Origin of the sequence: Leptospira venezuelensis (assembly GCF_002150035.1) — a bacterium.
In the GTDB taxonomy this organism is placed as follows: Bacteria; Spirochaetota; Leptospiria; order Leptospirales; family Leptospiraceae; genus Leptospira_B; species Leptospira_B venezuelensis.
The window spans coordinates 575,492-597,863 of sequence record NZ_NETS01000008.1; the positions used below are offsets into that span (position 1 = coordinate 575,492).

A 22,372-nucleotide genomic window follows, 5' to 3' on the forward strand; every position below is an offset into this window, starting at 1 on the left:
AACTATTCCTGAATTCTGGCATAGAACTGTGTCCTCGGGAGGCTTTCTCAAAACATGAGATCTGAAACTAAATCCTCATTCCTCATCTATTATATTATTTTAATACTACTGACTTTCTCAACCTCTCTATTTGCAGTCGGGGGAGAAGAAAGAATTTATCCTTTCAGCATGGCTCAGGCAAAAACGGATCCTCAGCCGGAACAAGTAAAAAAAGAAGAAAGAAGAGTAGACCAAAGAAAAGGTCGCTGGTCTTTTCAATGGGGTTACAACAGAGATTCTTACACCCAAAGTGATATTAACTTCAAAGGACCTGGATATTCTTTTACATTAAAAGATGTGGTTGCAAGAGACAAACCAGAAAGATTTTCCACAGACGTTTATCTGAATCCTTCTCTCTGGGAAATACCTCAGTATAATTTTAAACTTACTTATTATTTAACGGATAATCTGTTCATTGCGTTCGGACAAGACCATATGAAATATGTAATGTCCAGAGGACAAGCTGCAAGCATCAGCGGATACATTGATCCATTAGCGATCGAATGGGCAAGACTTCATACATCATTCGAGTCAGCTCCTTATGCATTATTATTTCCGAATAATATAAATCAGTTCGCAGGATACCATGGAGGAGGAGAGACAGTCAATATCACTCCTGACTTCTTGAAATTCGAACATACTGACGGACTCAATTATCTATTCGTAGATGTTGGTTACGTGGCACCACTTTGGGTTTCGCCCAATGGAGAAAATGCATTGAGTTTAGTAGGCTCTGTAGGTGGAGGACCTGTTGTTTGTAGAAGCGATGTAAGGCTTTTCGGAGAAGGTCATAATAATCGATTCCACCTTTCTGGATACGGAGTCTCCGGATATTCAGCACTTAGGATCGACTTATTCAAATCATTCTTCTTTGAATTCGGAGCAAAAGGTGGATATATAGATCTAACAAGCATCTATACAAACGGAAAATCTAAGGATCGCGCCACACAGAATTTCGGATTTGTGGAAATGATTGCCTCTGCAGGCATCACTTTTTAAACTTCCCGACATGATCTCCGGACTACAAGGCTCCATCCGAAAACTAGAAGTAGGCTCCGTGCACTTAGATGTACACGGAGTAACTTACGAAATTGTAATATCTTTTAAAACCTATTGGGAACTGAAAGAATTCCAAACTTCTGCAAAAGAAGTCAGACTTCATATCCATCACTCCATTAACGAAAGAGGCCAAAAACTTTTTGGATTCTTACAAGAAAGAGATAAGGAATTTTTCAAAGTGATGAAGGGGCTACACGGAATTGGAGAAATGACTGCACTCAAAGTGCTCTCCTTCTTTAGTCCTTGGGAATTACATAAGATCGCTTCCTCTGGAGAAGCAAAGGACCTGGAGAAGATTCCAAAAGTCAGAGCCAAAACCTCCGAAAAAATCTTTTTCGAAGTAAAACAAAATCTCAAAAAACTGGAACTATTTTTAGAAGCAGGCCCGGAAGATCCATCTATCCCCGAGACCTCCAAAGAAAAACTTCCCTCTCCGGAAGATCGTTTCAAAGAAACCGCTGTCCAGGCTCTTGTGCAACTAGGTTTCGAAGATAAATCTGCCCTTAAGGAAGTGGAGAAGATCCTGAAAAAGCAAAGTTTTACGGATACAGGAGAACTGATCCGGGAAATATTAAAAAATCTTTAAATAATAGAAAGCAAATTCCTTTGTTGGAGTTCCTACAGGGGAATGAAGATCGCCCCCACCCAGTTCGGGTGGAGGAGGCGGGCTTGTGGGAGAAGCAATTTTTCCTATATACGAAAATCGCCCAAATTACAATCCAAATTTCTATTCGCAATACTTGTTGGAATTCCAACAAATCAGGTGAAGGTTAGTCTTTAACCGACATCTTCTACCTCAACTTTCTTCATGCCTGAGCTCAAATCCGAGTAACGCTTTTCAAATTCGGAATTTGGCACCCTAGGCTCCCCTGCTCTATGCAATTCAGGTAGGAGCCCGTGAACAAAATACATTCCGATATTTCCTTTATGCTTTGCTGCGATCTCTCCACGATATTCGCAGTCAAAAAAATCTTTGACCAGCGCATAAGTTGCACCTGAAATATTAATTTTACCTGTAGCACCGGAAGATTCACATCTACTTGCAGTATTTACGGTATCACTCCAAACATCATAGGCAAACTTCTTCTCTCCGATAACTCCTGCTACCAAGTCTCCAGAGTGAATCCCCAATCGAAGCTGCCAGTATGGAAGATTTTGCGAAGCTTTAATTTCCTTCATCTGATTCATAAATGCCTGGATCTCGAGAGCAGCGAGAACACAGTCCACGGCATGAGTAGAACTAGTATTTGGAATTCCTCCCACAAACATATAGCTATCTCCGATAGTCTTGAGTTTCTCAAGTTTGTATCGATCCATCAAACTATCGAAATAGGAAAAGCATCTATCTAACTCCGCAACCAGTTCGCCTGGTGCAAGCGATTCGGAAATTTTAGTAAAACCTTCAAAATCAGTGAAACAAACTGTTGCAGAGGGGAAATGGCGAGGTTTGCTAATTCCTTTTTCCTTCAATTCATCTGCTACTTCTCTAGGCAAAATATTAAGAAGAAGTTTCTCTGACTGAGCGTGCTCCCGAGACAGTTTGTCTTCCGCTGTGTTGACCGCCTTTACGAATTGATAAATGATGAAAATCATTGCTAAGACCAAAAGTACAAGTGGAGGCATCAGATAGTCTGCAGGCACAACCCATCTAGGAGGTCCGAATATCGCAGAACCACCGAACACTCTGTAATAATACTGGGCCGCCAGGAAAAAACATACCGGAATGATCACAAGGCTCCAAAGCGTTTTCGTTTTAGTACGCAAAATCATTAGGAACGGCAAAATAGAACTGATTAAAAATCCGAGAGGTGCTGGATCATCTGCTTGGGCAAGTGTCAAAACTGTAAATTCGTAATTCAATGCCACAAGTGTCACAACCGCAGAAGCAGTCTGCATCCTTTTATGAAGCAGATATCTTCCAATTCCTAGGGTTATCAGAAAGATAATAAGCACGGAATAGGAATATAGATGCGTTTCAGGAGGTTCAGTAAAATAAATTGGTACTGCGAGAAGAACCGGGATTACAAATATTATGAACTGAGTAGATCCAGTAGTACGAATAGCGCGCGCTTCTTGGTCACTGAGACCTTGAGTGAGTTTGTTTAATTGTACCCAATCGATGAACCTGCGGAAACGTAAAATCATCCGGCAAGAGAATCATAAAAATTATTCCGCGCAAGCTTTCTTTAGCAAGATTTCACATTCCCTCTTCACAAAAACCCTCTCTGGAACTTCGCGTCTTTGCGTGAGATTCACATTGCGTCTCTCCTATCTCTGTGACTTCTCAGCTTATCTCACCAATAACCAATACACTGCTAGGCCTAAATAATTCCCCACTGCATAGCCAACCAAGCCGGTCAAGATCCCCAGGATCAATACACCTCTATTGCCAATCGCTGCCGCAACAGAAGGAACAAACGCAGGACCATAAATACTGGAAACAGAAGTGATGATCCAAGTATCCACAGGAATCTTAAATAGGATCCCGAAAAGTAAATGAAGAAGGATCGCAATCGACATAGTTGCAAGTACGATCAAAAGTACACCTGATGCTCCCTTGACTAGACTCCCAAAATCTGCCAAAAAACCGATCGCTACTGAGAATATTAGAATAAAATAATATCCTACTGGATACGTATTCAAACTTCTCACTCTTTTGGAAAATGAGATTCCGATTCCCCAGGTCGTGATCCCTAATAGGATTAAAGGTGCGGAAGCAGTTCCTAATATCACTTGAGAAATCCCGAAAGAAGCAGCAAGTCCCAAAACCGATAAAATAATTCCAAAGAACAAACGAAACACTGGATTTTTTGGAGAAACTTGGAGTTCAAGAGAAGTGTCTTCTCCTTCTCGCTCGATCGCAGTCTCAGGCTTTAGGAAAAATGAATATACTTTTTTGGAAAAGCTTAGAAGGAATAAAAGATAAGTCCCACCAATCAAAAGATCTACCGTATTCACAAGTGCAATCGTTGCCTTTCCAGTATCCAAAGCCAGACCGATTGCGTTCGAATTGGGTGTTCCTCCCGTATACAAGCCTGCAAGCATTCCGCCTATTTTAGAAGATTCAGGATGTAAATAGCTTAAGAAAAAACCTACGGAAACAGAAGATATCGCAACAGCAATACAGGAAAGAAAGAAGGAGAACAATGCAAGTTTTGCCTCTTTGATCCCTCGTCCAAAATCGGAAGAAGCGAGTAAGAGAGGAATCGCGATAGGGATAGAAATTTCAGAGACAGTTTCTGCGATCTTTTTGGGTAATAGCTCAGTTGGGATCAAGTTCCCTAAGATAATACCAGAAGCATAACATAGAACGACGGGGCCTAAAAATCCCAACCACTTATACTTATTAGAAAGGCTTCCCGCAAGCCAAGGGAATCCGAGAATAAATCCTAAGAATAAAACAGAAATTATCCAATAGAATACTTCAGACATCTTTTCTCCTGATCTTTTCCGAATACATGGAAAGATCCAGAGGACCATCCCAAACTGGACCCTCATTAATAACAGATTAAATTCTGCTATATTGAATTTTGAATAAAATTCGGTATAATAAACTGGGCCATCGAATCATATTCTGATCATCTCTAAAAGTCGAAAATTTTCTGCTAAATCGTCGATTTCTGACAGTTTATTCAAGGGAAATCCCAAGGAAGTAGTTCCTACCTGAAAAAATTTCCGATTTTTGACCGACCTTGGTGAAAAAAACTTGTAAGAAATACTTCATATTCAAAGTAATATACTTTAATAATAAACTATTAATTCTCAAATTAATAGAAGGAAGTATCCAAAATGTTAGAAACATTATTAGCAACCAGTAACGATATCGTTCCACTGGTCTTAAGATTAACTCTCGGGATCGTAATCTTCCCACATGGAGCTCAAAAATTATTGGGCTGGTTCGGCGGTTACGGATTCAAAGGAACTTACGGTTATTTTACCCAGACTGCAGGACTTCCTGGCATAATCGCATTCTTAGTCATCATAGGTGAATCATTCGGTTCAGTTGCATTGGTCCTCGGACTACTTACTCGAGTATCCGCAATCGGGATCGGCATTATCATGTTAGGTGCTGCACTACTCGTTCACAGAGAGCATGGATTTTTCATGAACTGGTTCGGAGCTCAAAAAGGAGAAGGTTACGAATTCCAAGTATTGGCTATCGGACTTGCAATTGCACTCTCAATCGTAGGCGGAGGAGCTTATTCTCTAGACCTTGCTATTCTTTCCTCTCTATAAAGTAAAGTTATACCTTTTGTGAGCTCTGTGTTCTCCGTGCGAAATATTTTTTAAATTTTAAAGTCGCACGGAGCCCACAAAGAACACGGAGGTTTAAGAATTAAAACTTATAAGCCTTATCTTCAAATTGAGCCTTACGTGTTGTATTCGAAGAAGGATTAATATCCGCTTGAGCCACAGTTACATATGGGCTCCCTGTTCCACCGGACGCATGTGAATTATAATTAATAACTCCACTTGGAGCGTAACTTAAATCTGCAGTATCCGTTCTGAACGGAGAAGTTAAGGAAAGTTTATTATAACTAGTCCCTTCCGCAGAATCAGGATATTCTGCAACAAGTGAAGTCCATTCCACTAAGGAACCGTCATAAAAAACTGTAGGATATCCTAAGATATTCTGAGAAACAAACCCATTCACCTGAGCTTCGAAGTTTGTTCTACATTGGGAAACGACGGTAGATCCCGCAGTATAACCGGCCCCACCTGTTCCAGTATTTGCAAAAATACCTGCAAGAGTCACCTTATCCTTAAATCTATAACCTGTGGCAGAAGTATCCAGTAAAGATGCCCAAGGAAAAGTTTTTGCTCCTTTAATCCTTGTTTCAAAAAGAACATACTTCTTAGGAGTTCCACTCACGCCTGCAGCCGGAGCACCTGAGTCATTCCAAGCAGTTGTAATATGATTTGTTCCTGAATTTGTAATCCCAATAGTCTGATCATATTGTGCAGTCGGTCTTGCATCCACAATGATTTGAGTGCCGGTAAGTCCACTGATCGAAGCGTTCCCATTATTCTTAGCAATCTTAATGATATCTTCTAAGGTAAGAGTAATAATCGTATTATCTACCTTTAGTTGTTTAACACTGAAGTTTCCGTTTTCATTCGGAGCGGTATCCTTTGTCCCTGCAAGATAGGTTGCATTCGTAAAGTTGGTTCTGATATCTCCGTTTAAGATTGCGAGATGTTTGATATCCGCTCCCCAATATCTAAGCCAATAAATTCCTCTAGTAATATCTTGGGTTTGGCTTCCATTCGTATAAGCAGTGCCGTTATTATTCGCAGATCCAACTGCAAAAACCACCAAGTCTTTGTTCAAATTAATTCCGAAGACTTTCAACCATTGGTCTATAGTTTGTCCATCTGCTTGGTAGCGCACTGAGTTACGGATCAGTCCGGTATCTCTCTGCTGGTTAAAACGAAATCCAGCTTGGAAATCATCCAGATGATATACATAAACTCCGTTCGAATTGTCTGACTTAATGTAGGATCTCCCGCTTGTATCTCCCGCAAAATTATTTGCAAGACTACTCTGCAAGATCACAAGTTTGCCGCTGATATGAGATGGCTTTTGGTTTTGCCAATCGCTCACCCAAGATTCCAAACGAGAAGCAGTTACAAGCCCCCATTCATTATCATCATAAGAAGCAGCTGACTCATTCGTTAAATCCGAAGCAGAACGGACCGGAATGGAAGAACCGAACCCGGCCAAAACCGCCAAAGCAGAATTGGAGTCAGAACCTCCATCACAGGAGACAAACGTCCCCGAAACTAGGCCGAGTACCAGCCCAATATAGATCACCTTCATTTATATTTCTCCTAACGTGGCAAGCCACAGGTTAGCCCTTTCTGCTTAGAATGATCCTAAAAATCAGCCGAAATATACAATATAGCAGAAAATAATATGTGATAGCGAAAAATATATTAGACCGATTCCCAAAGTATTGTCACAGAAGTGTCTTGGCGGGGGAAGCCTCCCCCACGCTCCAGCCGCGGTCGCGTCTTTCGCTACCCCCTCTCCGGCGAATCTTTTTGCTTACGAACCCCCGGACCCAATTATCCGAAGTAATAAGTTTCGCACAGAGAACACGGTGCACGCAGAGATGCAAAGTCGCGGCGGCCCTTGGACTTAGGTTTGTATCAGCATTTCAATGCGCTTGTGGGAACTCCTACCGAAAGGGGATGGACAGGATTCTTCCAGGTAAAATCCTTAGAAAAAGCATTCCAAACTGAACTCACATCCAAAAAAACAAGGTTGATTCATGAAAATTCACGAGTACCAGGCCAAGGAAATCCTGAGACGCCATAACGCCAAAGTTCCTTTCGGCGTAGTAATTGATAAAAAAGAAGACGGTGCAAAAGCCCACGAAGAAGTTTCTTCCAAAACGGGAGCATCTGTAGTAGTCGTAAAAGCTCAAATCCACGCAGGTGGTAGAGGAAAAGGCGGCGGAGTTAAAGTTACCAAAACTAAAGAAGACGCATTAGCCGCAATCGATAAGATCTTAGGCATGCAACTCATTACTCCTCAAACAGGAGCTGAAGGTAAAAAAGTTTTAAAAGTTTATCTTGAGCAAGGAATCAATATCGCGAAAGAATTCTATCTAAGCGTATTATTAGATCGCGCGATCCGCAAAACAATCATCATGGCTTCTACTGAAGGTGGAATGGAGATTGAAGAAGTTGCGGAAACTCATCCTGAAAAAATCCTGAAAATCGCTATAGATCCAGGTATCGGATTACAACCAAACCAAGCTTCTCAACTTGCTTTTGATCTTGGACTTCCCGCTGAATCTCATAAGTCTTTCAAAGCTCTTCTTACTTCCGTTTATAATGCTTATATTAAAGAAGATGCATCTTTATTAGAGATCAACCCTCTCATCCTTACAAAAGAAAATGAGATCATTGCAGGTGACTGTAAGATCGACTTAGATGAGAACGCTCTTTATCGCCATCCCGAAAATGCTGCATTCAGAGATATTTCCGAAGAGGATCCTTTAGAAGTTCAAGCCAGCGAATACAATATCAACTATGTTAAGTTAGATGGAAACATCGGCTGTATGGTGAACGGTGCCGGCCTTGCAATGGCAACCATGGACATCGTTAAACTTGCCGGAGCTGAACCTGCAAACTTCCTAGACGTGGGCGGTGGAGCTAACGTTACTACTGTTACCAACGGATTCAAACTGATCCTGGGAGATCCGAACGTAAAAGGGATCTTTGTGAATATCTTCGGAGGGATCGTTCGTTGCGACCGAGTTGCTCTGGGGATCATCGAAGCAGCTAAAGCCGTGAACATTCACGTTCCATTAGTAGTTCGTTTAAAAGGGACCAATGCAGAAGAAGGAAAAAAGATCTTAAACGAATCCGGTCTCAACATCATCGCGGAAGAGGATCTTCGCACCGCGGCCAAAAAAGTGGCGGAAGCCATTAAATAAATAATATAAGGTTAACTTAATATAACATGGCAGTATTAGTAGATAACAATACGAAAGTCGTAGTACAGGGTATTACCGGAAAAGAAGGTTCTTTCCATGCGCAGCAGATGATCGAATACGGAACCAATGTAGTCGGTGGAGTCACTCCAGGAAAAGGAGGACAAAAAGCTGACTTAGTAGGTAAAGCGGTTCCGGTATTCAACAGCCTTAAAGACGCAATGGAAAAAGAGGGTGCAAATGCATCTATCATTTTCGTTCCGCCTCCATTTGCAGCGGATGCAATCTTAGAGGGAATTTTTAACGAGATCCCATTAGTGGTTTGTATTACTGAAGGAATTCCAACACATGATATGTTGAAAGTTTATAGCGCTTTAAGAAATTCCAAGACCAGATTAATCGGACCAAATTGCCCGGGGATCATTTCTCCTAAATACAATGTAAAGATGGGAATTATGCCTGGTTTCATTCACCAAGCAGGAAGTATCGGCATCGTTTCCCGTTCCGGAACCTTAACTTACGAATCGGTTGCTCAACTTAGCCAACACGGCTTAGGACAATCCACTGTGATCGGTATCGGTGGAGACCCGGTTCCAGGAATGAATCATACGGAAGCAGTCAAACTTCTGAATGAAGATCCTGAAACGAAAGGAATCGTAATGATCGGAGAGATTGGCGGAACTTCTGAAGAAGAAGCGGCAGCTTACATCAAAGCGAATGTTAAAAAGCCTGTAGTAGGATTTATCGCGGGTCAAACTGCACCTCCTGGAAAAAGGATGGGGCATGCTGGCGCGATCATCAGCGGAGGAATGGGAACAGCTTCTTCTAAGATGAAAGCTATGCAGGATGCAGGCATTACAGTTTGCCAGTCTATCGCCGAAGTCGGCGAAAAAATGAAAAAAGCATTAGGTTAATCTAATACTTTAATCGGGAGGAAAGGTTATGAAATTAGAAAATAGGAATTTTTGGACCAAAACAGCAAATGGGAAGACGATCTCCGTCTTTTTGGTTTCTAACCTCATCCTCCTTTCAGGATTTTCCGGGGTCTTCTCTCAGGAGAATAAGTCCGGAAAAGTCTTGAAGTTAACTACAGAAGAGACTGTCAAAAGAGCTCTTGATAGTAACTTCAAACTGCAGAACTTAAGATATGAATTGGCTAAGACCGATTCGAGCTACTTGAAAGCAGAGTCCCAATATTCGTGGAGATTAGTAGCTGATGGAAGTTTTAGACAAACAGTTCTTCCTCTGAACCAGAACAACGTATTTACTGGAACAAAAACTTCAGACGATACTATCAAAGGAGGGATTGAAAAAACAATCCGTACTACCGGAACCTACTTTAAGTTAGAAGCAGGAAACAGACGATTCGACTCGAACGCATTCGAGGATAAGAGTAACCCACTTACTGCAAGTTTCGCGGGACTCGCACTTCCTCCTCTTTATACCGGATTTATCACTGCAACAGTTTCCCAAGATTTATTAAAGAACTCATTCGGTTATAAAGGAAGAAACCAAGAGAAGATCCTGGACAACCAGAAAGAAATGGCGAAAAGCCAAGTTTCTCTTCAAATCTCAGAAGCGATCGTAGGATCACTTGTAGATTTCTGGGACTACTCTGTTAAATTACAGTCCTTAAAAACATTCCGCAGATTAAAAGAGAACGTTAGCAATATTAGAAATCTTACAGTGCGTAAACAAGGTTTAGGACTTTCAGAAGGATTTGAAGTTAACCAATGGAACGCGCTACTTGCACAAGCAGATAGCCAATTAGAAACTGCAGTTGTACAAAAGGACGAAGCAAAAAGAAAGTTAGCTCGTACTTTAAAATTAGAGAATGATTCTGATCTTTCCGAAGAAACAGACCTAATGGAAGAAATTCCAGAAAAGCCTGACTACAGCAAAGATCTAGAGATCGCTTACAAAAAGAGAGCCGATTATCTAAACGCAGTTAGAGAAAAAGAGATAGCTGAACTTATGCTAAAGAATGCAAAAAGTGATCAGTTACCTTCTCTTACACTTTCAGGTTCTGCTTCTTCTCAGGCTCAGACAATTACAAGCCCAGATAAAAACTATACTGACGCTACAGACGGTGTACAATCTGCGCGTTACAAAGACTTCAACGGAAAAGTAAGTTTCTCTTATCCATTATTCGATAAGGGAGTTGCCGCAGGAAGAAGAGACTCCGAAATCGGACTTCGCCAAGCTAGTCTAAAAGAGACTGAAGTTAAGAATGAAGTAAGAGACGATCTAAGAGGAAGGATCGATTCTTTAGAAGCTAGTTATAAAATTTATAAAAACTCAATAGTCACCGAAAAAGAGACACAAAACTATTATAATGGTGTGGTTCGAAGCTTCCAACAAGGAAGAGCGGATGCAGTCGCTGTTAAGAATGCTTTGGATACTCTGGTGAGAGACCAGCTTAGTCTAACCCAAGCAAAAGTAAATTTTAATATAGATCTAATGAGATACTATATAGCAAAGAACATGCTTTTGGAAAGATTCGATCTGGATGCAGAAAAACTTATTCCGCACTTGGATTAATAGGCTTCGTAGTTCTCATTGAAACGCGGATTTTTCCTTTCTATATTAGGGATCGTATTATTCGGGCTAATCGTTTGGCTTACCATTCGTCTCTGGCCCAAACCATCCGACACTATTTACGAATATTATAAAAAGGAAAAATGGGAGAAGGTAATCTCCCTTGTAAAAAAATCCACCGCACCGACGCCTGAGGATCTTTTTTATGGCTCCCAATCTCTTCTTAGATTAAATGCGGAATTGGTCACCAAGGACGCGGAAGAAAGGGCTAAAATTTCCGCAAGACTACAAAAAGAGAATGGGATCAGTTCAGGAAAATCTTTGGAATCCAAAGGAGAATTTCCTGTATTCGAAGATCCTTTTATTCTGCAACTCAGACCAGGCGGATACTGGAGACAAAAAGCAATTCTTTCCAGGGCGGAGATCGCAGGCGAATGGGAAGATGATATTCTATTTTTACGAGATCTAAAAGAACTGATCCGAAGTAATCCAGTCACATTAGGAATTTCTTCTTATTCATTAGTTCTAAAAAAAGTGCTAAGACGAGAGACCAAACTTTCTGACGGAGACCAGAACAAACTTTCAGAACTGTTAGGTTTTCTTTCTGTCAGAGAAGATTCTGCGTTACTAGGTTCCAGATTTAAGAACACAGGGGAAAATACAAATCTTAGAACTGGTCCTGGGACCGAGAACCCTGGAAAAGCTCGTTTAAAAAAAGGACTCTTACTTTACACATTAGATAAAGACCCTCGTTCAGAGACTGTCCAAGGAAGAAAAGGAAATTGGGTCCAAGTATATATTCCTGAATTACAGATCTCAGGTTGGATCTTCTCTCACTTCTTAGAAGAAGATCCGTATCCTTCTGCCAAAGCAGAAGAAATATTTGCAGAATTCTCCCAATCCGAAAAAAGCCAGGCCTGGGATTTTGCGTTTTGGACCGAAGATAAAATCCCTCCTGGTTTTCATGGTGAATATATCCCCACTGAAAAGTTAGCCTTAGACGGAGATTACGGTATCGTAATACACAGATCTAAAACCGGAAAATATAAAGAGATCTGCAGAATCGTAGAAGAACCATTTAGATCTTTAGAATTTTTAACTGCAAGTTTAAGCGGAGAGGAACTTGTTCCGATTTTTAAACTGTATTCAGGAAGACCAGGAGAGTGGAAGTCCGCTTACCAAATCGACCTTGACAGAGAGAGTATTTCTATCAATAGGAACAAGTATATACTTGGGAATTCAGGCGGAAAGAAACGATTCCAACTCGGAATTTTTTCTGCAAATGGAGTGATATCAGCGTCTCTATTAGTAGGAGAAAAAACCGTATTACAAGGCATCACTCCTGAAGAAGAACTAACCTCAACAGAGGGAGCTCTATTTAAACTCTGCCTGAAACAAGCGGAAAAAAAATCCGATTCGAATGCGGCAGCGTTCCAATTTAAGTTTTTATTTTGATCTTAGGATCGAGCGAGGAAAATCAGTGCCCACTTACGATTATAGATGCAAGGCTTGCGGACAAACTTTCGAACATTTTCAATCCATGAAGGACGATCCAATCACGACTTGCCTTCTTTGCGGAAAAAGCGGAGAAGTAGATAGATTGATCTCTAACGGAGGCGGGATTATTTTTAAAGGATCCGGGTTCTACGTAACAGATTATAAATCATCATCATCTTCTTCCAAAAGTTCAGAATCTTCCACCGGTTCTTCCGGCTCCTCTTCCAACTAAGATTGGGACGTTTAGGAATATTAGCGGGAGGAGGAAACCTTCCTCAGATAGGTATGAAAGAAGCTCTAGCTGCCGGAGAAGATCCGTTCTTTCTCTCGATAGCTGAGTCTGATTTTACTCCAGGAAATTATCCGGACAGAGTAATCCCAATACGGATCGTAAAGATCGGTGGTCTATTAAAAGCCTGTAAAACAAATCAGATAGATAGACTTCTTTTATTAGGAAAAGTTAAAAAAGAGATTATCTTCAAAAGTTTGAACTTCGACTTAAAGGCCCTGGCATTACTCGCAAGAATGGTAAATCGTCATGACTATTCTATCTTCAAAACAGTGGCAGAAGATTTCGAAAAACAAGGAATTCATATCATTTCCCAAAAAACCTATCTTAAGTCTTTGTTACTTCCGGAAGGACGTTATACTAAAAGAGCCTTAGACAAAAAGCAGATAGAAGACGTGATCTTCGGAATGGAATATGCAGAGAAGATCGCTCACCTAGATATAGGCCAAGCAGTAGTCGTAGTAGATAAATCAGTATTGGCAGTAGAAGCTGTAGAAGGAACCGATCAAACAATTAAACGAGGCGGAGGTTTCGCCAAAAAAAGAAAGGCGGTGGTTTGCAAAAGTTCCAAACCAAGCCAAGACCCTAGATTCGACCTACCTACAGTCGGAATTGAAACTTTAAAAATAATGAGCGAGAATAACTGCGATACACTCGCCGTTCGAGAAGGAGAGACAATAATTGTAAATCCTTCCGAATTTATTAACCTTGCAGAAAAATTGAAAATCCATATCTTGAGCATCGGCCGTGGCAACGTCTCGAAAATTAACTCTACCCAAAAAAAGCTCCCTAAAGCCTAAGAAGGCCGGAGATAAACCTAGGACGGAAAATATTTCCGGACCTTCTTCTCCCGTGTTCATGATATTAGCCGGAGAACATTCAGGTGATCTATTAGGCGCCGAAGTGTTAAAAGAACTTAAGAAACATGATCCTGACCTTACATTTTTCGGGATCGGCGGCCCAAGAATGCTGGAAGAAGGTTTCGATTCCATAGAGAATATGGAAGAACTTTCTGTAATCGGTTTCACTGCTGTTTTATTTAAATACAAATTCCTAAAAGCGCTCATGGATCGATTGGTGGAAGAAGCTGTAGCACGTTCTTGCACACATGCGATCCTAGTAGATTACCCTGGTTTCAATCTTAGGCTTGCGGCCAAACTTAAAGAATTAGGGATCAAAGTAATCTTCTATGTTTCTCCTCAACTTTGGGCCTGGAATTTCGGAAGGATTTATAAGATCAAAGAATCTATAGATCTAATGCTTGTACTATTTCCATTCGAGAAGAAGATCTACGATGATTATGGAGTTCGATCGGTATTTGTAGGACATCCAATTGCTCAAAGGATCAAGGAGAAGATCCGAAAAGAAGCTCCAATCCCTGTGGATGAAAAACACCCTGCTCATCTGCAAACAATCACTCTTATGCCTGGCTCTCGCTCCGGAGAGATCCATAGAATGTTAGATATACTGCTCCAATCTGCAGCACTAATTCACGGGGAAGCAGAGGCAGACAAAAAGCATGTTCGTTTTCTAATCCCGAATATCAACGTAAAAGAAGAAGAGTTCATTCAAACTAAAATTAAAGAAACGGAAGAATCTCATCCTGGAATCAAAATTGAATACTTATTCGATCGTTCCTTAAGATGTATTGAGGCATCGGATATAGTTCTCGTCACGTCAGGAACTGCTACTTTAGAAGTTGTATATTTCGAAAAACCAATGGTCATCTTGTACAAAGTAAGCTTACTCAGCTATTTTATCTCCGCACTTCTGATCCGTACTCCGTTTATAGGCCTCGTGAATATTCTAAGCGGAAAAGAAACAGTAAAGGAACTCATTCAGGCAGAATGTACTCCGGAAGAAACCGTAAGAGAAACAATGGCGATCCTGAAAAATAAAAAGTACAGAAACCAAATGATCGAGGAGATCCAGTCTGTAAAAGAATCCTTAGGCGAAGAACATAGTTCTAAGAATGCAAGCCGAGCAATATTACAGTTTTTAAAAGAGAAACCTGCTAACGTGTAGGACCTCTTACTCCTTCACACAACCAGCGCTATTTTCCTTTATCTTAAACGCAAATGCAGAAATTGGAACTGCAGAATTTGATTCACTGGAAAGTGAGTAAGTGTTACCAGTTACAAAGTATTTCACGGAATCAGAATCAATATAAGAATTCGCAGTCGCACTAACATTTCCGCCTTTCCAATAAACATTTCTTTTAGGAGGACTACCCGGATTCCAATAGTCAAATCCCATCTCAAACTTAGGAGGAACTGGTACAGGAAATTCTCCCTTCCCTTTCCAAACTGTATTCGAAAGTTTCACCTTATCAATGGTGATGTACATTCTATCGTGAATGTCTAAGAAATTATTTCCGTTAAATCGTATATTCCCATCTGAATCTAAACTTTCTGGGATCAAGTCCCCACCACAAAAAGAAAAACTTGGAACTCCCCATGCCAGATTGATCGTTTCAAAATCAATTCCGAAATAAGGATTATCAGTTCCGTAAGTAAAATATGAATTCAATTTAGCAGTTCCTGTTCCGGCAATATTAGCATCCAATCTTGACTGAGAAGGTGCAAATTTTAAACCCACATCTAACTTGCCCATAGTAGGAAGCCCAAGATCCCATTTCACTTCCTTGGCCGTAAGTTTAAGAGTGCCCGTAGGATTTTCCAAAAAGTATTTATAGATTGGAGTTCTAGTAAAATTAATTTCAGGGATCAACTTCTCCATTCTGGTATGAATATCTTCTCTGACCCATTGGCGAATGGAACTATACAAAGGAAAAAAGTTAGAAAGAACAAGTGAGTCTGTCTCTAACTCTAGATTATATTCTCCCTGCAAAGGAAAGTAAGCGGTTCCGTCGCCCTTTACACCTTTCCTATATCCTGTTTTGCCTTTTAGATTTGCAGACCAAGGAAGACCAAATTGTTTACCTTTCAATTTTGCTTCCAAAACTCCCGCAGGATTCCAACCCAGATCCGCATCTTTGATTTCCAGATCTAAATAAGGATCCTTCCATCTGAAATCTTGGAGAGAGAATTTTGCCTCTGACTTCATCCAGTCTCCATAACTTCCTGTTTCAGCACCTTTCCAATGCAAGTCCAGACTTCCACCAAGAGTTTCCAAATCAGAAGAAACAGGCAGAAAATTGCGGATATCGTCCAGGTCTTGGACAGTAAGACTTAAATCCCAGGTCTTCAGTCCCTTCTCATTTTTAGATTTTAGAAGAGTGAGTTTATCCTCTCCTGAGAATACCTTATGTTCTTCAGTGAAGACATCACCTTTTTGATCCCGGGTCCATTCATGTTCCAGATCTATATCTTTCCATTCCCAGACTTCGCTTTGTAATGGAAGTTCCTGTAAAACAATCCCATTTACATTAGAAAATTCTGTTTTACCCTGGACCTTTAGATTGGTTCCGTCAGATTCTAAAATTGCGCGACCTGAAATTTTTCCCTTTTTAGGATAGAATTGAGAGAATTCAGAATATAAACCCCCGGAAGATTCTGCCTTAGCATTCTTAAACAAAATTTCCAGATTCATATTTTTACTTCCGATATCCGTGCTGAACTTTCCGTTCACATATCTAAATCCAGGAATAGGAAATAAAGAATCAGAAATTTGAACATTAATCTTAGTATCCTCTTTTCGGATATTAAAATCGATTCCCTTCACATTCTCCAGAAGCACTTTACCACCTTTGTATACAGTGACAGTAGTATCTTCTAATCTGATCTCAGGAATATTGATCTTATGGATATAGGATAAAATTTCTCCAGAGATCTTATCTTCCAGATCGATACTCAATTGTGCATTACGCACTCGGATCGCTTTTACAGAAGGTTGTCCTTTCCAAAGACCTCTTAATAATAATTCAATTTTGTTCGCTTTGAAGATCATCCGCTGAGAGGCAAAGTCTTCGTCGCTGGAAATTTTGAGATCTTCTATAAATACATGGTTTGGAAATTCGTATTCTACGACTCCCAGCGTTACTGCTCTGTCCAATTCTTCATTGATGAACCCGCGAGTGAGTTCCTTCACTCCGCGCAAATCCAACACTCTTCTCACGAAGTACCATTCTGCAGTTTCTTTTGCCGCAGCGAGAAGAAGGAAGATTACAATCAGAGCAATTGAGATCTTTCTAAAGGAAGGTTTTTCAGTAATTGTCTGTATCTTTCGAAAAGAAGAAGATACAAATCGATGCAGTTTAGCAGGGACAGCGACCCTGAATGTGACGCTGTCTTTCTTAAAGAATGGATTTTTCGGGATTAAAATTTTGAGGTGAATTACCGTTGGAGAACCTGGTTGATTTTCTCCGAGGTTTCCTTCAGTACTAGGCTTTCCGGAAATTTCTGTAATCCCTCTTCCAGAACCAACTGACATCTTTTGTATTCCTTAATTCTGTAGAAGCTAACTACTACGGTTTCATAGTAGAATAGATCTTTTTCAAAGTTTTTCTCTCTGGAAGCTCTGCCTAAAATTCCAAGAGCCTGGCCATATTTCTCATCTTCAAAATATGCTTTTGCCCACATCTTTTTGCGGGTAACAGACTCAAAATCGCGATCCACATTGTCTGACTTACGGAAATGAACGATAGCATTATCGTAGTCATTAATCCCCAGGTAAGCCGAACCTAAATAATGGTCCAAATGTTGAAGATTACGACCATCTTTGGAATTTTGAACTTCTCTCAGAACGAGAGAGGCTTCTTTGAAAGATTCGATTTTTAGTAAAAGTTTGGATTTTTGGAGGAGTAGCTCGGAACGTTTTTTGTCTTCAGGGTGTAAATCAGCCAATTGCTGGTCTATTCCCTTGATTTCCGCTCGGACCTGAGTCTCTAAATTGGCGGAAACCGCCCCTTCTTTTTGTGTACTTGCACAGTAGAGGAGGAATTGAGCTCCGATAAACAATATTGTCAGATATTTACTCATTTTCTCATCCGATTTTCAATTTTTCGAGTTCTTGCAGGAAGTCACTAGTCTCCTGTTGTCTGGTTTCTTCATTAGAAAGCCAGTCCAAAGTCTCCGGATCTATCTCTTTTAGGAAACGAGAAGGCTCGGAGGCCAATTGCTCCCCAAATTTGCGGCGATTAGCAGCACCTGTCAAGCATAAATGCCTCTTCGCCCGAGTCATCGCTACATACATCAAACGGCGCTCTTCGTCCACAGATTGGTCTTCTACAGTAGCTCTTCCGGAAGGTAAAATCCCCTCTTCCAGTCCTACGACATAAACAGACTCGAATTCCAAACCTTTGGATTGGTGAATGGTGAGTAACTGTACTCGATTATCTTCCTTCTCATCATTAGGTTCATCTTCCATCAACATCGCCAAACGGTTGATAAAATCGAATAAAGTGGGCTTTTCACCTGAGTCATTATTCTCTTCGAAAAATGCCAACATGTTCACAAGCTCGGACATATTATAGATACGAGCCTTTGCGACCTTCTCCTCTTTCTCTTCTAATACGATCTCTTTTTCCAAACCAAGATCTGCGATTAACTCTCGTAATGCGAAGAATAGTCTTGGAGAAGAAGAAAACTTTTTCTTAGCCTTTTCGATCAGATTTACGAAATTATAGATCTCAGAAGAAATTTTGCGATTCAGATCCGGAATAAAATCCGGAGATTCACAGACCCTGAATAATGTCTCATAAAGAGATTCTTTGTTCTGAGCCGCTTTTTCATGCACAAGAGAGATGGAGCCTGCACCGATCCCACGTTTTGGATAATTAATAATTCTTAATAAAGATGCATCGTCCTTTTGGTTAGCGATCAAACGGATATACGAGATCAGATCCCTGACTTCCTTACGATCGAAGAAGTTATATCCACCTACTACCTTATAAGGCATTTCCCTGGCTCGGAATGCTTCTTCAAATGGTCTAGATTGAAAGTTAGTACGGAATAAGATTGCAATCTGGCTTCCCTTTCTTGCTTGTTTGATGATCTCTTCTCGGATACTATCCGCCACCCATTCCGCTTCGTCTTTCTCATCACTTCTTTCCACATACTTCACTTTCAGTGCACCAGGAACTTTCGAAAAAAGTTCTTTGGATCTTCTAGAAAGATTGTGGCGAATAAGAGAGTTTGCAGCGGAGACAATAATATCAGTGGATCTATAATTTTCTAAAAGGCGGATTACACTCGCACCTTCAAAATCGTTTTCGAATCCTAAGATCAAACTTACATCGGAACCTCTGAATGCATAGATGGATTGATCGTCATCACCTACCACACATAGATTGTCCGATTCTCCCATGAGTGCCCTTAAAAATTCATATTGGATCGGGTTTGTATCTTGGAACTCATCCACCATGAAGTATTGGAACTTTTTATGGTATTCATCTCTAACTTCTTCGAATTGTCTTAAAAGTTTGGAAGGTAGAAGGATTAGATCATCGAAGTCGATTGAGTTCTGTTCTTTTAAAGTGTCTTGGTATTGTTGAAAAAGAGAAGCAGCGAGAAGATCTCCCTCGTTCATAGAGGTTCTCATATCCGCTAAATAATCTTCTCCTGAGTTTTTGATCCTGGAAATTTTAGAAAGAACTTCCATGATCTGAGGACGTTTAGGTTCGAGCTTTTGGGCCACAAGCATCCCAGTCACAAGACCTTCTTGGTCGGCTTGGTTCAGAAGAAGGAAAGGTTGTTTATATTCCAGCTTCTCAATATGTTTTTTTAAAATTCCAAGTCCGAGCGAATGGAATGTAGAAAGAGTAATTCCTTTTAATAAATTTCTAGGAATCAGTTTACGAACCCTTTCTCCCATTTCCTTTGCACTTTTATTTGTGAAGGACAATGCAACAATCTTTCCCGCAGGAATATGATGGTCTTGGATCATATGAGCGATCCGATTCGAGATCACTCTTGTTTTCCCAGAACCTGCACCCGCAAAAATCAAAATTGGTCCATGAACTGTTTGGACTGCACGAGCCTGTTCCGGAGAAAGACTTTGAAAAATGGCTGCGGAGTCTCGAGGCTCCTTAGGTCTTTCTTCTCTTTTTCTTTTAGGAGCAGAAGGTTTTTCTGCGGGGGAAATTTCAGAATCGGGAGAAATTTCGGAAGTCGGAGATACTTCGAATACTTCTTCTGAAATCTCCTCGGATACTTCCGTGTTCCCAGATTGAATCTCAATCGAGACCGGATTCTTAGAAAGTTCAGGCTGGCCGGGAGCCACTACCATTGTCTCTTGGTCGGTAATATCCGCGATTTCGGTTGATGATGGATTAGAAACGAAGTCCGGAGTTTCATTTTCTGAAAAATCGTCTTCGTCATAAAAAGAAGAACCATAGGATTCTTCTTGTACTTCTTCTGGCGGAGAACTAGCGGTACTTCCTACTACTTGCGGACCTTCTTCTTTCGGAACTGAAATACTTTCCGAAAAGCTAAGTAATGGTAGATCTTGTGTAGGCTCTTCCGGCTTTTGTTCCGGAAATTCCAGATGGGAAAATAGATCCAGACTTTGATTTGTATCTTCTTTCATCAGATTTTATGAAGGCAAAATAATTTCAGGATCCGAAAAATTTGGTTTTTCGAACCCCAGCTATAAGCGACATAATCCTGATTTTTCTCTTCTTGTCAACCGCGTACAGGCAAAGGTTTGCGAATCTGAACGGATTTCAAAAAACTGGAAGAAACGGCAGATATGCAAGAATTCCGCCCAGAAAATTACCTCCCTGATTCCAATCTTTGGGAAGAAGGTGAAAAAACTTCCGCATTCAAAACTCCAATTTTCGAGTTAGTCTCCGTTCGGAAAGTTTCTCCGGACAAAACAATCTCAGGCAATTTTTTTGAAGTAGATTCCAAGGATTGGGTAAACGTGATCGCACTCACCTCCGACGGAAATGTAATTTTGATCGATCAATACAGACATGGTTTACATTCTTATTGCCTGGAAATTCCAGGAGGCATCGCAGAAAAAAATTCTATTTTAGAATCTGCGCAGGCTGAGTTGAGAGAAGAAACTGGATTTATCTCAGACGATTGGGAATATTTAGGAAAGGTTTCTGCAAATCCTGCCTTCATGAATAATTGGTGTCATACTTATATCGCCAGAAATGTAACCCTTCATCCGGGTGGACAGGAACTGGACGAAAGCGAACAAATAGAAGTGTATCAATATCCATTAAACAAGATTCCCGAAATTTTAGAGAAGAATATCCTACACCACGCAATGGTCGTGGCGGCATTCGGATTATTCTTTTTAAAATACGGAGATAAGAAGAAGTAGAACTATCTCATGACAAATTCCACAAACACGAGCCCATTCGTCTCTTTACAAGTTCCTGAGTTCAGGAACTTTTTGGCCGGAAAATTTTTGGTCACACTTTCGTTCGTTATGCAATCCACTGTGGTCTTCTGGCAGATAGATCATATTACTCAGGATGCATTTTTTGTAGGGTTGATCGGTTTTGCTGAGCTTGTGCCGAATGTAGCCGTTTCTCTTTTTTCAGGTTTGGTTGTGGATAGTTTTCCTAGGAAGAAAATTATCTTTCTTTCCTTAAGCGGTCTTACTTTTAGTTCCTTCTTACTTTTATTATTCACTCTTCCCGGTTTCGAATGGGTGATCGAAAAATATTGGGTCTATCCGATCTATTCTGTGATCTTCTTCTCCGGAATTTGCAGAGGATTTTTATCTCCAAGCATTGCAGCCTTCCAAACTCAATTAGTCTCTAAGGAAATTTTTCCGAATGCTGCTACTTGGAGCGGTGTTGCTTGGCAAGGTTCCGCAGTTTTAGGTCCTATGCTCGGAGGACTTCTCACCGGATTTAACGGAGTGCAAACTGCTTATCTTGCTGACTTCTGCATTATGATATTCTCCCTATTTCTTTTGTTACTTGTTCCTTCAAAACCTGTTCCAGAAAAGCAAGGAGAGAAGGAATCTATCTGGAAAAGTTTGGGGACCGGTTGGAAGTTTGTGTTTGGTCATCAATTGATCTTAGGTGCGATCAGTTTGGATCTATTCGCTGTATTATTCGGTGGAGCAGTCGCACTTATCCCTACATTCTCCAGAGAAGTTTTAGGCATGGGTCCTGAATATTACGGAATTTTAAGATCTGCTCCTGCTATCGGTGCTGTTCTTTGCGCATTATTTATTGCGGTCAAACCTCCTAAAACAAATTCAGGAGTCATATTACTCAGTAGTGTATTTGGTTTTGGGATTTGTATGATCGTATTCGCACTTTCCAGGAACTTCTACTTATCTTGCGCGGCATTGATCGTAAGCGGTTCCTTCGATATGGTAAGCGTTGTGATCCGCCATACAATCGTCCAAATGTATACTCCGGAACATATGAGAGGAAGAGTTTCCGCAGTGAATAATATATTCATTGGTTCCTCTAACGAACTCGGAGCATTTGAATCGGGAGCGACCGCAAAAGCGTTTGGACTAGTTCCTTCCGTGGTTATAGGAGGAACACTCACTCTCCTAACCGTAGGGATTGTTACCGCAATCGCACCTCGTCTCAGAAAAATGGATCTAAAGGATATAACGGTTTAAT

At 40.7% G+C, this 22,372-nt stretch carries 18 protein-coding genes; 12 read left to right on the forward strand and 6 right to left on the reverse strand.

Features of this window, described 5'->3' with window-relative positions:
- The first annotated feature begins 54 nt into the window (after positions 1-54).
- The gene (locus B1C82_RS06760) at positions 55-1,038 is read left to right on the forward strand and encodes a hypothetical protein (protein ID WP_086446824.1); all 984 of its coding nucleotides are present in this window, start codon (positions 55-57) and stop codon (positions 1,036-1,038) included.
- 10 nt (positions 1,039-1,048) lie between these two features.
- Positions 1,049-1,684, forward strand: a complete 636-nt coding sequence (gene ruvA / locus B1C82_RS06765) for a Holliday junction branch migration protein RuvA (protein WP_162494905.1) — start codon at positions 1,049-1,051, stop codon at positions 1,682-1,684.
- 191 nt (positions 1,685-1,875) lie between these two features.
- Here the strand turns inward: ruvA and B1C82_RS06770 are convergent, their stop codons facing one another.
- Both B1C82_RS06770 and B1C82_RS06775 read right to left on the reverse strand, forming a co-directional pair.
- On the reverse strand, positions 1,876-3,243 hold the full coding sequence (locus tag B1C82_RS06770; RefSeq protein WP_086446826.1) for an adenylate/guanylate cyclase domain-containing protein: 1,368 nt from the start codon (positions 3,241-3,243) through the stop codon (positions 1,876-1,878).
- A 144-nt stretch (positions 3,244-3,387) separates the two neighbouring features.
- The gene (locus B1C82_RS06775; RefSeq protein WP_086446827.1) at positions 3,388-4,530 is read right to left on the reverse strand and encodes a DUF819 family protein; all 1,143 of its coding nucleotides are present in this window, start codon (positions 4,528-4,530) and stop codon (positions 3,388-3,390) included.
- 357 nt (positions 4,531-4,887) lie between these two features.
- Here B1C82_RS06775 and B1C82_RS06780 point away from each other — a divergent pair, with 357 nt between their 5' ends.
- A complete protein-coding gene (locus B1C82_RS06780; protein WP_086446828.1) occupies positions 4,888-5,334 on the forward strand; it encodes a DoxX family protein in 447 nt (148 codons plus the stop codon).
- A gap of 100 nt (positions 5,335-5,434) precedes the next feature.
- On the opposite strand, the gene B1C82_RS06785 is transcribed toward B1C82_RS06780, so the two are convergent.
- A complete protein-coding gene (locus B1C82_RS06785; protein WP_086446829.1) occupies positions 5,435-6,919 on the reverse strand; it encodes a sulfurtransferase in 1,485 nt (494 codons plus the stop codon).
- Positions 6,920-7,373: 454 nt separating this feature from the next.
- On the opposite strand from B1C82_RS06785, the gene sucC reads away from it, so the two are divergent.
- Genes sucC through lpxB form a run of 7 tightly spaced genes read left to right on the forward strand, consistent with a single transcriptional unit; the run spans position 7,374 to position 14,892 of the window.
- On the forward strand, positions 7,374-8,546 hold the full coding sequence (sucC, locus tag B1C82_RS06795; RefSeq protein ID WP_086446831.1) for an ADP-forming succinate--CoA ligase subunit beta: 1,173 nt from the start codon (positions 7,374-7,376) through the stop codon (positions 8,544-8,546).
- A gap of 26 nt (positions 8,547-8,572) precedes the next feature.
- Entirely contained in the window at positions 8,573-9,457 is an 885-nt protein-coding gene (gene sucD, locus B1C82_RS06800) for a succinate--CoA ligase subunit alpha (protein WP_086446832.1), read from the forward strand.
- 28 nt (positions 9,458-9,485) lie between these two features.
- Entirely contained in the window at positions 9,486-11,084 is a 1,599-nt protein-coding gene (locus B1C82_RS06805) for a TolC family protein (protein WP_086446833.1), read from the forward strand.
- A gap of 18 nt (positions 11,085-11,102) precedes the next feature.
- Positions 11,103-12,536, forward strand: coding sequence for an SH3 domain-containing protein (locus B1C82_RS06810; protein WP_086446834.1), 1,434 nt, complete (start codon positions 11,103-11,105; stop codon positions 12,534-12,536).
- A gap of 25 nt (positions 12,537-12,561) precedes the next feature.
- Positions 12,562-12,810, forward strand: coding sequence for an FmdB family zinc ribbon protein (locus tag B1C82_RS06815; protein WP_086446835.1), 249 nt, complete (start codon positions 12,562-12,564; stop codon positions 12,808-12,810).
- A 2-nt stretch (positions 12,811-12,812) separates the two neighbouring features.
- On the forward strand, positions 12,813-13,667 hold the full coding sequence (locus B1C82_RS06820) for an LpxI family protein (RefSeq protein WP_086446836.1): 855 nt from the start codon (positions 12,813-12,815) through the stop codon (positions 13,665-13,667).
- Positions 13,615-14,892 (forward strand): lipid-A-disaccharide synthase, encoded by a 1,278-nt coding sequence (lpxB, locus tag B1C82_RS06825; protein WP_086446837.1) that lies wholly within the window; start codon positions 13,615-13,617, stop codon positions 14,890-14,892. Before B1C82_RS06820 ends, lpxB begins: the two co-directional genes overlap by 53 nt.
- A gap of 6 nt (positions 14,893-14,898) precedes the next feature.
- On the opposite strand, the gene B1C82_RS06830 is transcribed toward lpxB, so the two are convergent.
- From B1C82_RS06830 to B1C82_RS06840, 3 genes are read right to left on the reverse strand one after another with little or no spacing between them, the layout of a single operon-like run.
- On the reverse strand, positions 14,899-17,259 hold the full coding sequence (locus tag B1C82_RS06830; RefSeq protein WP_234008500.1) for an LIC_12586 family protein: 2,361 nt from the start codon (positions 17,257-17,259) through the stop codon (positions 14,899-14,901).
- Positions 17,163-17,807, reverse strand: a complete 645-nt coding sequence (locus B1C82_RS06835; protein WP_086446838.1) for a tetratricopeptide repeat protein — start codon at positions 17,805-17,807, stop codon at positions 17,163-17,165. Before B1C82_RS06835 ends, B1C82_RS06830 begins: the two co-directional genes overlap by 97 nt.
- A gap of 4 nt (positions 17,808-17,811) precedes the next feature.
- A complete protein-coding gene (locus B1C82_RS06840; RefSeq protein ID WP_086446839.1) occupies positions 17,812-20,355 on the reverse strand; it encodes an ATP-dependent helicase in 2,544 nt (847 codons plus the stop codon).
- A 162-nt stretch (positions 20,356-20,517) separates the two neighbouring features.
- Between B1C82_RS06840 and B1C82_RS06845 the strand changes: the two genes are divergently transcribed.
- Positions 20,518-21,102 carry an NUDIX hydrolase gene (locus B1C82_RS06845; RefSeq protein WP_086446840.1) on the forward strand — a complete coding sequence of 195 codons (585 nt, stop codon included), beginning with the start codon at positions 20,518-20,520 and terminating at the stop codon, positions 21,100-21,102.
- A gap of 9 nt (positions 21,103-21,111) precedes the next feature.
- Complete coding sequence (locus tag B1C82_RS06850) at positions 21,112-22,371, forward strand: MFS transporter (RefSeq protein WP_086446841.1); 1,260 nt, start codon at positions 21,112-21,114, stop codon at positions 22,369-22,371.
- Position 22,372: the final 1 nt, after the last annotated feature.

Excerpts from the sequence above, each read along its gene's own strand:
- B1C82_RS06845 (WP_086446840.1), top strand. The coding sequence starts at position 20,518 with ATGCAAGAATTCCGCCCAGAAAATTACCTCCCTGATTCCAATCTTTGG.
- B1C82_RS06770 (WP_086446826.1), bottom strand. The coding sequence starts at position 3,243 with ATGATTTTACGTTTCCGCAGGTTCATCGATTGGGTACAATTAAACAAA.
- B1C82_RS06785 (WP_086446829.1), bottom strand. The coding sequence starts at position 6,919 with ATGAAGGTGATCTATATTGGGCTGGTACTCGGCCTAGTTTCGGGGACG.
- sucD (WP_086446832.1), top strand. The coding sequence starts at position 8,573 with ATGGCAGTATTAGTAGATAACAATACGAAAGTCGTAGTACAGGGTATT.
- B1C82_RS06805 (WP_086446833.1), top strand. The coding sequence starts at position 9,486 with ATGAAATTAGAAAATAGGAATTTTTGGACCAAAACAGCAAATGGGAAG.
- B1C82_RS06835 (WP_086446838.1), bottom strand. The coding sequence starts at position 17,807 with ATGAGTAAATATCTGACAATATTGTTTATCGGAGCTCAATTCCTCCTC.
- B1C82_RS06760 (WP_086446824.1), top strand. The coding sequence starts at position 55 with ATGAGATCTGAAACTAAATCCTCATTCCTCATCTATTATATTATTTTA.
- B1C82_RS06840 (WP_086446839.1), bottom strand. The coding sequence starts at position 20,355 with ATGAAAGAAGATACAAATCAAAGTCTGGATCTATTTTCCCATCTGGAA.
- B1C82_RS06775 (WP_086446827.1), bottom strand. The coding sequence starts at position 4,530 with ATGTCTGAAGTATTCTATTGGATAATTTCTGTTTTATTCTTAGGATTT.
- ruvA (WP_162494905.1), top strand. The coding sequence starts at position 1,049 with ATGATCTCCGGACTACAAGGCTCCATCCGAAAACTAGAAGTAGGCTCC.
- B1C82_RS06850 (WP_086446841.1), top strand. The coding sequence starts at position 21,112 with ATGACAAATTCCACAAACACGAGCCCATTCGTCTCTTTACAAGTTCCT.
- B1C82_RS06830 (WP_234008500.1), bottom strand. The coding sequence starts at position 17,259 with ATGTCAGTTGGTTCTGGAAGAGGGATTACAGAAATTTCCGGAAAGCCT.
- B1C82_RS06780 (WP_086446828.1), top strand. The coding sequence starts at position 4,888 with ATGTTAGAAACATTATTAGCAACCAGTAACGATATCGTTCCACTGGTC.
- sucC (WP_086446831.1), top strand. The coding sequence starts at position 7,374 with ATGAAAATTCACGAGTACCAGGCCAAGGAAATCCTGAGACGCCATAAC.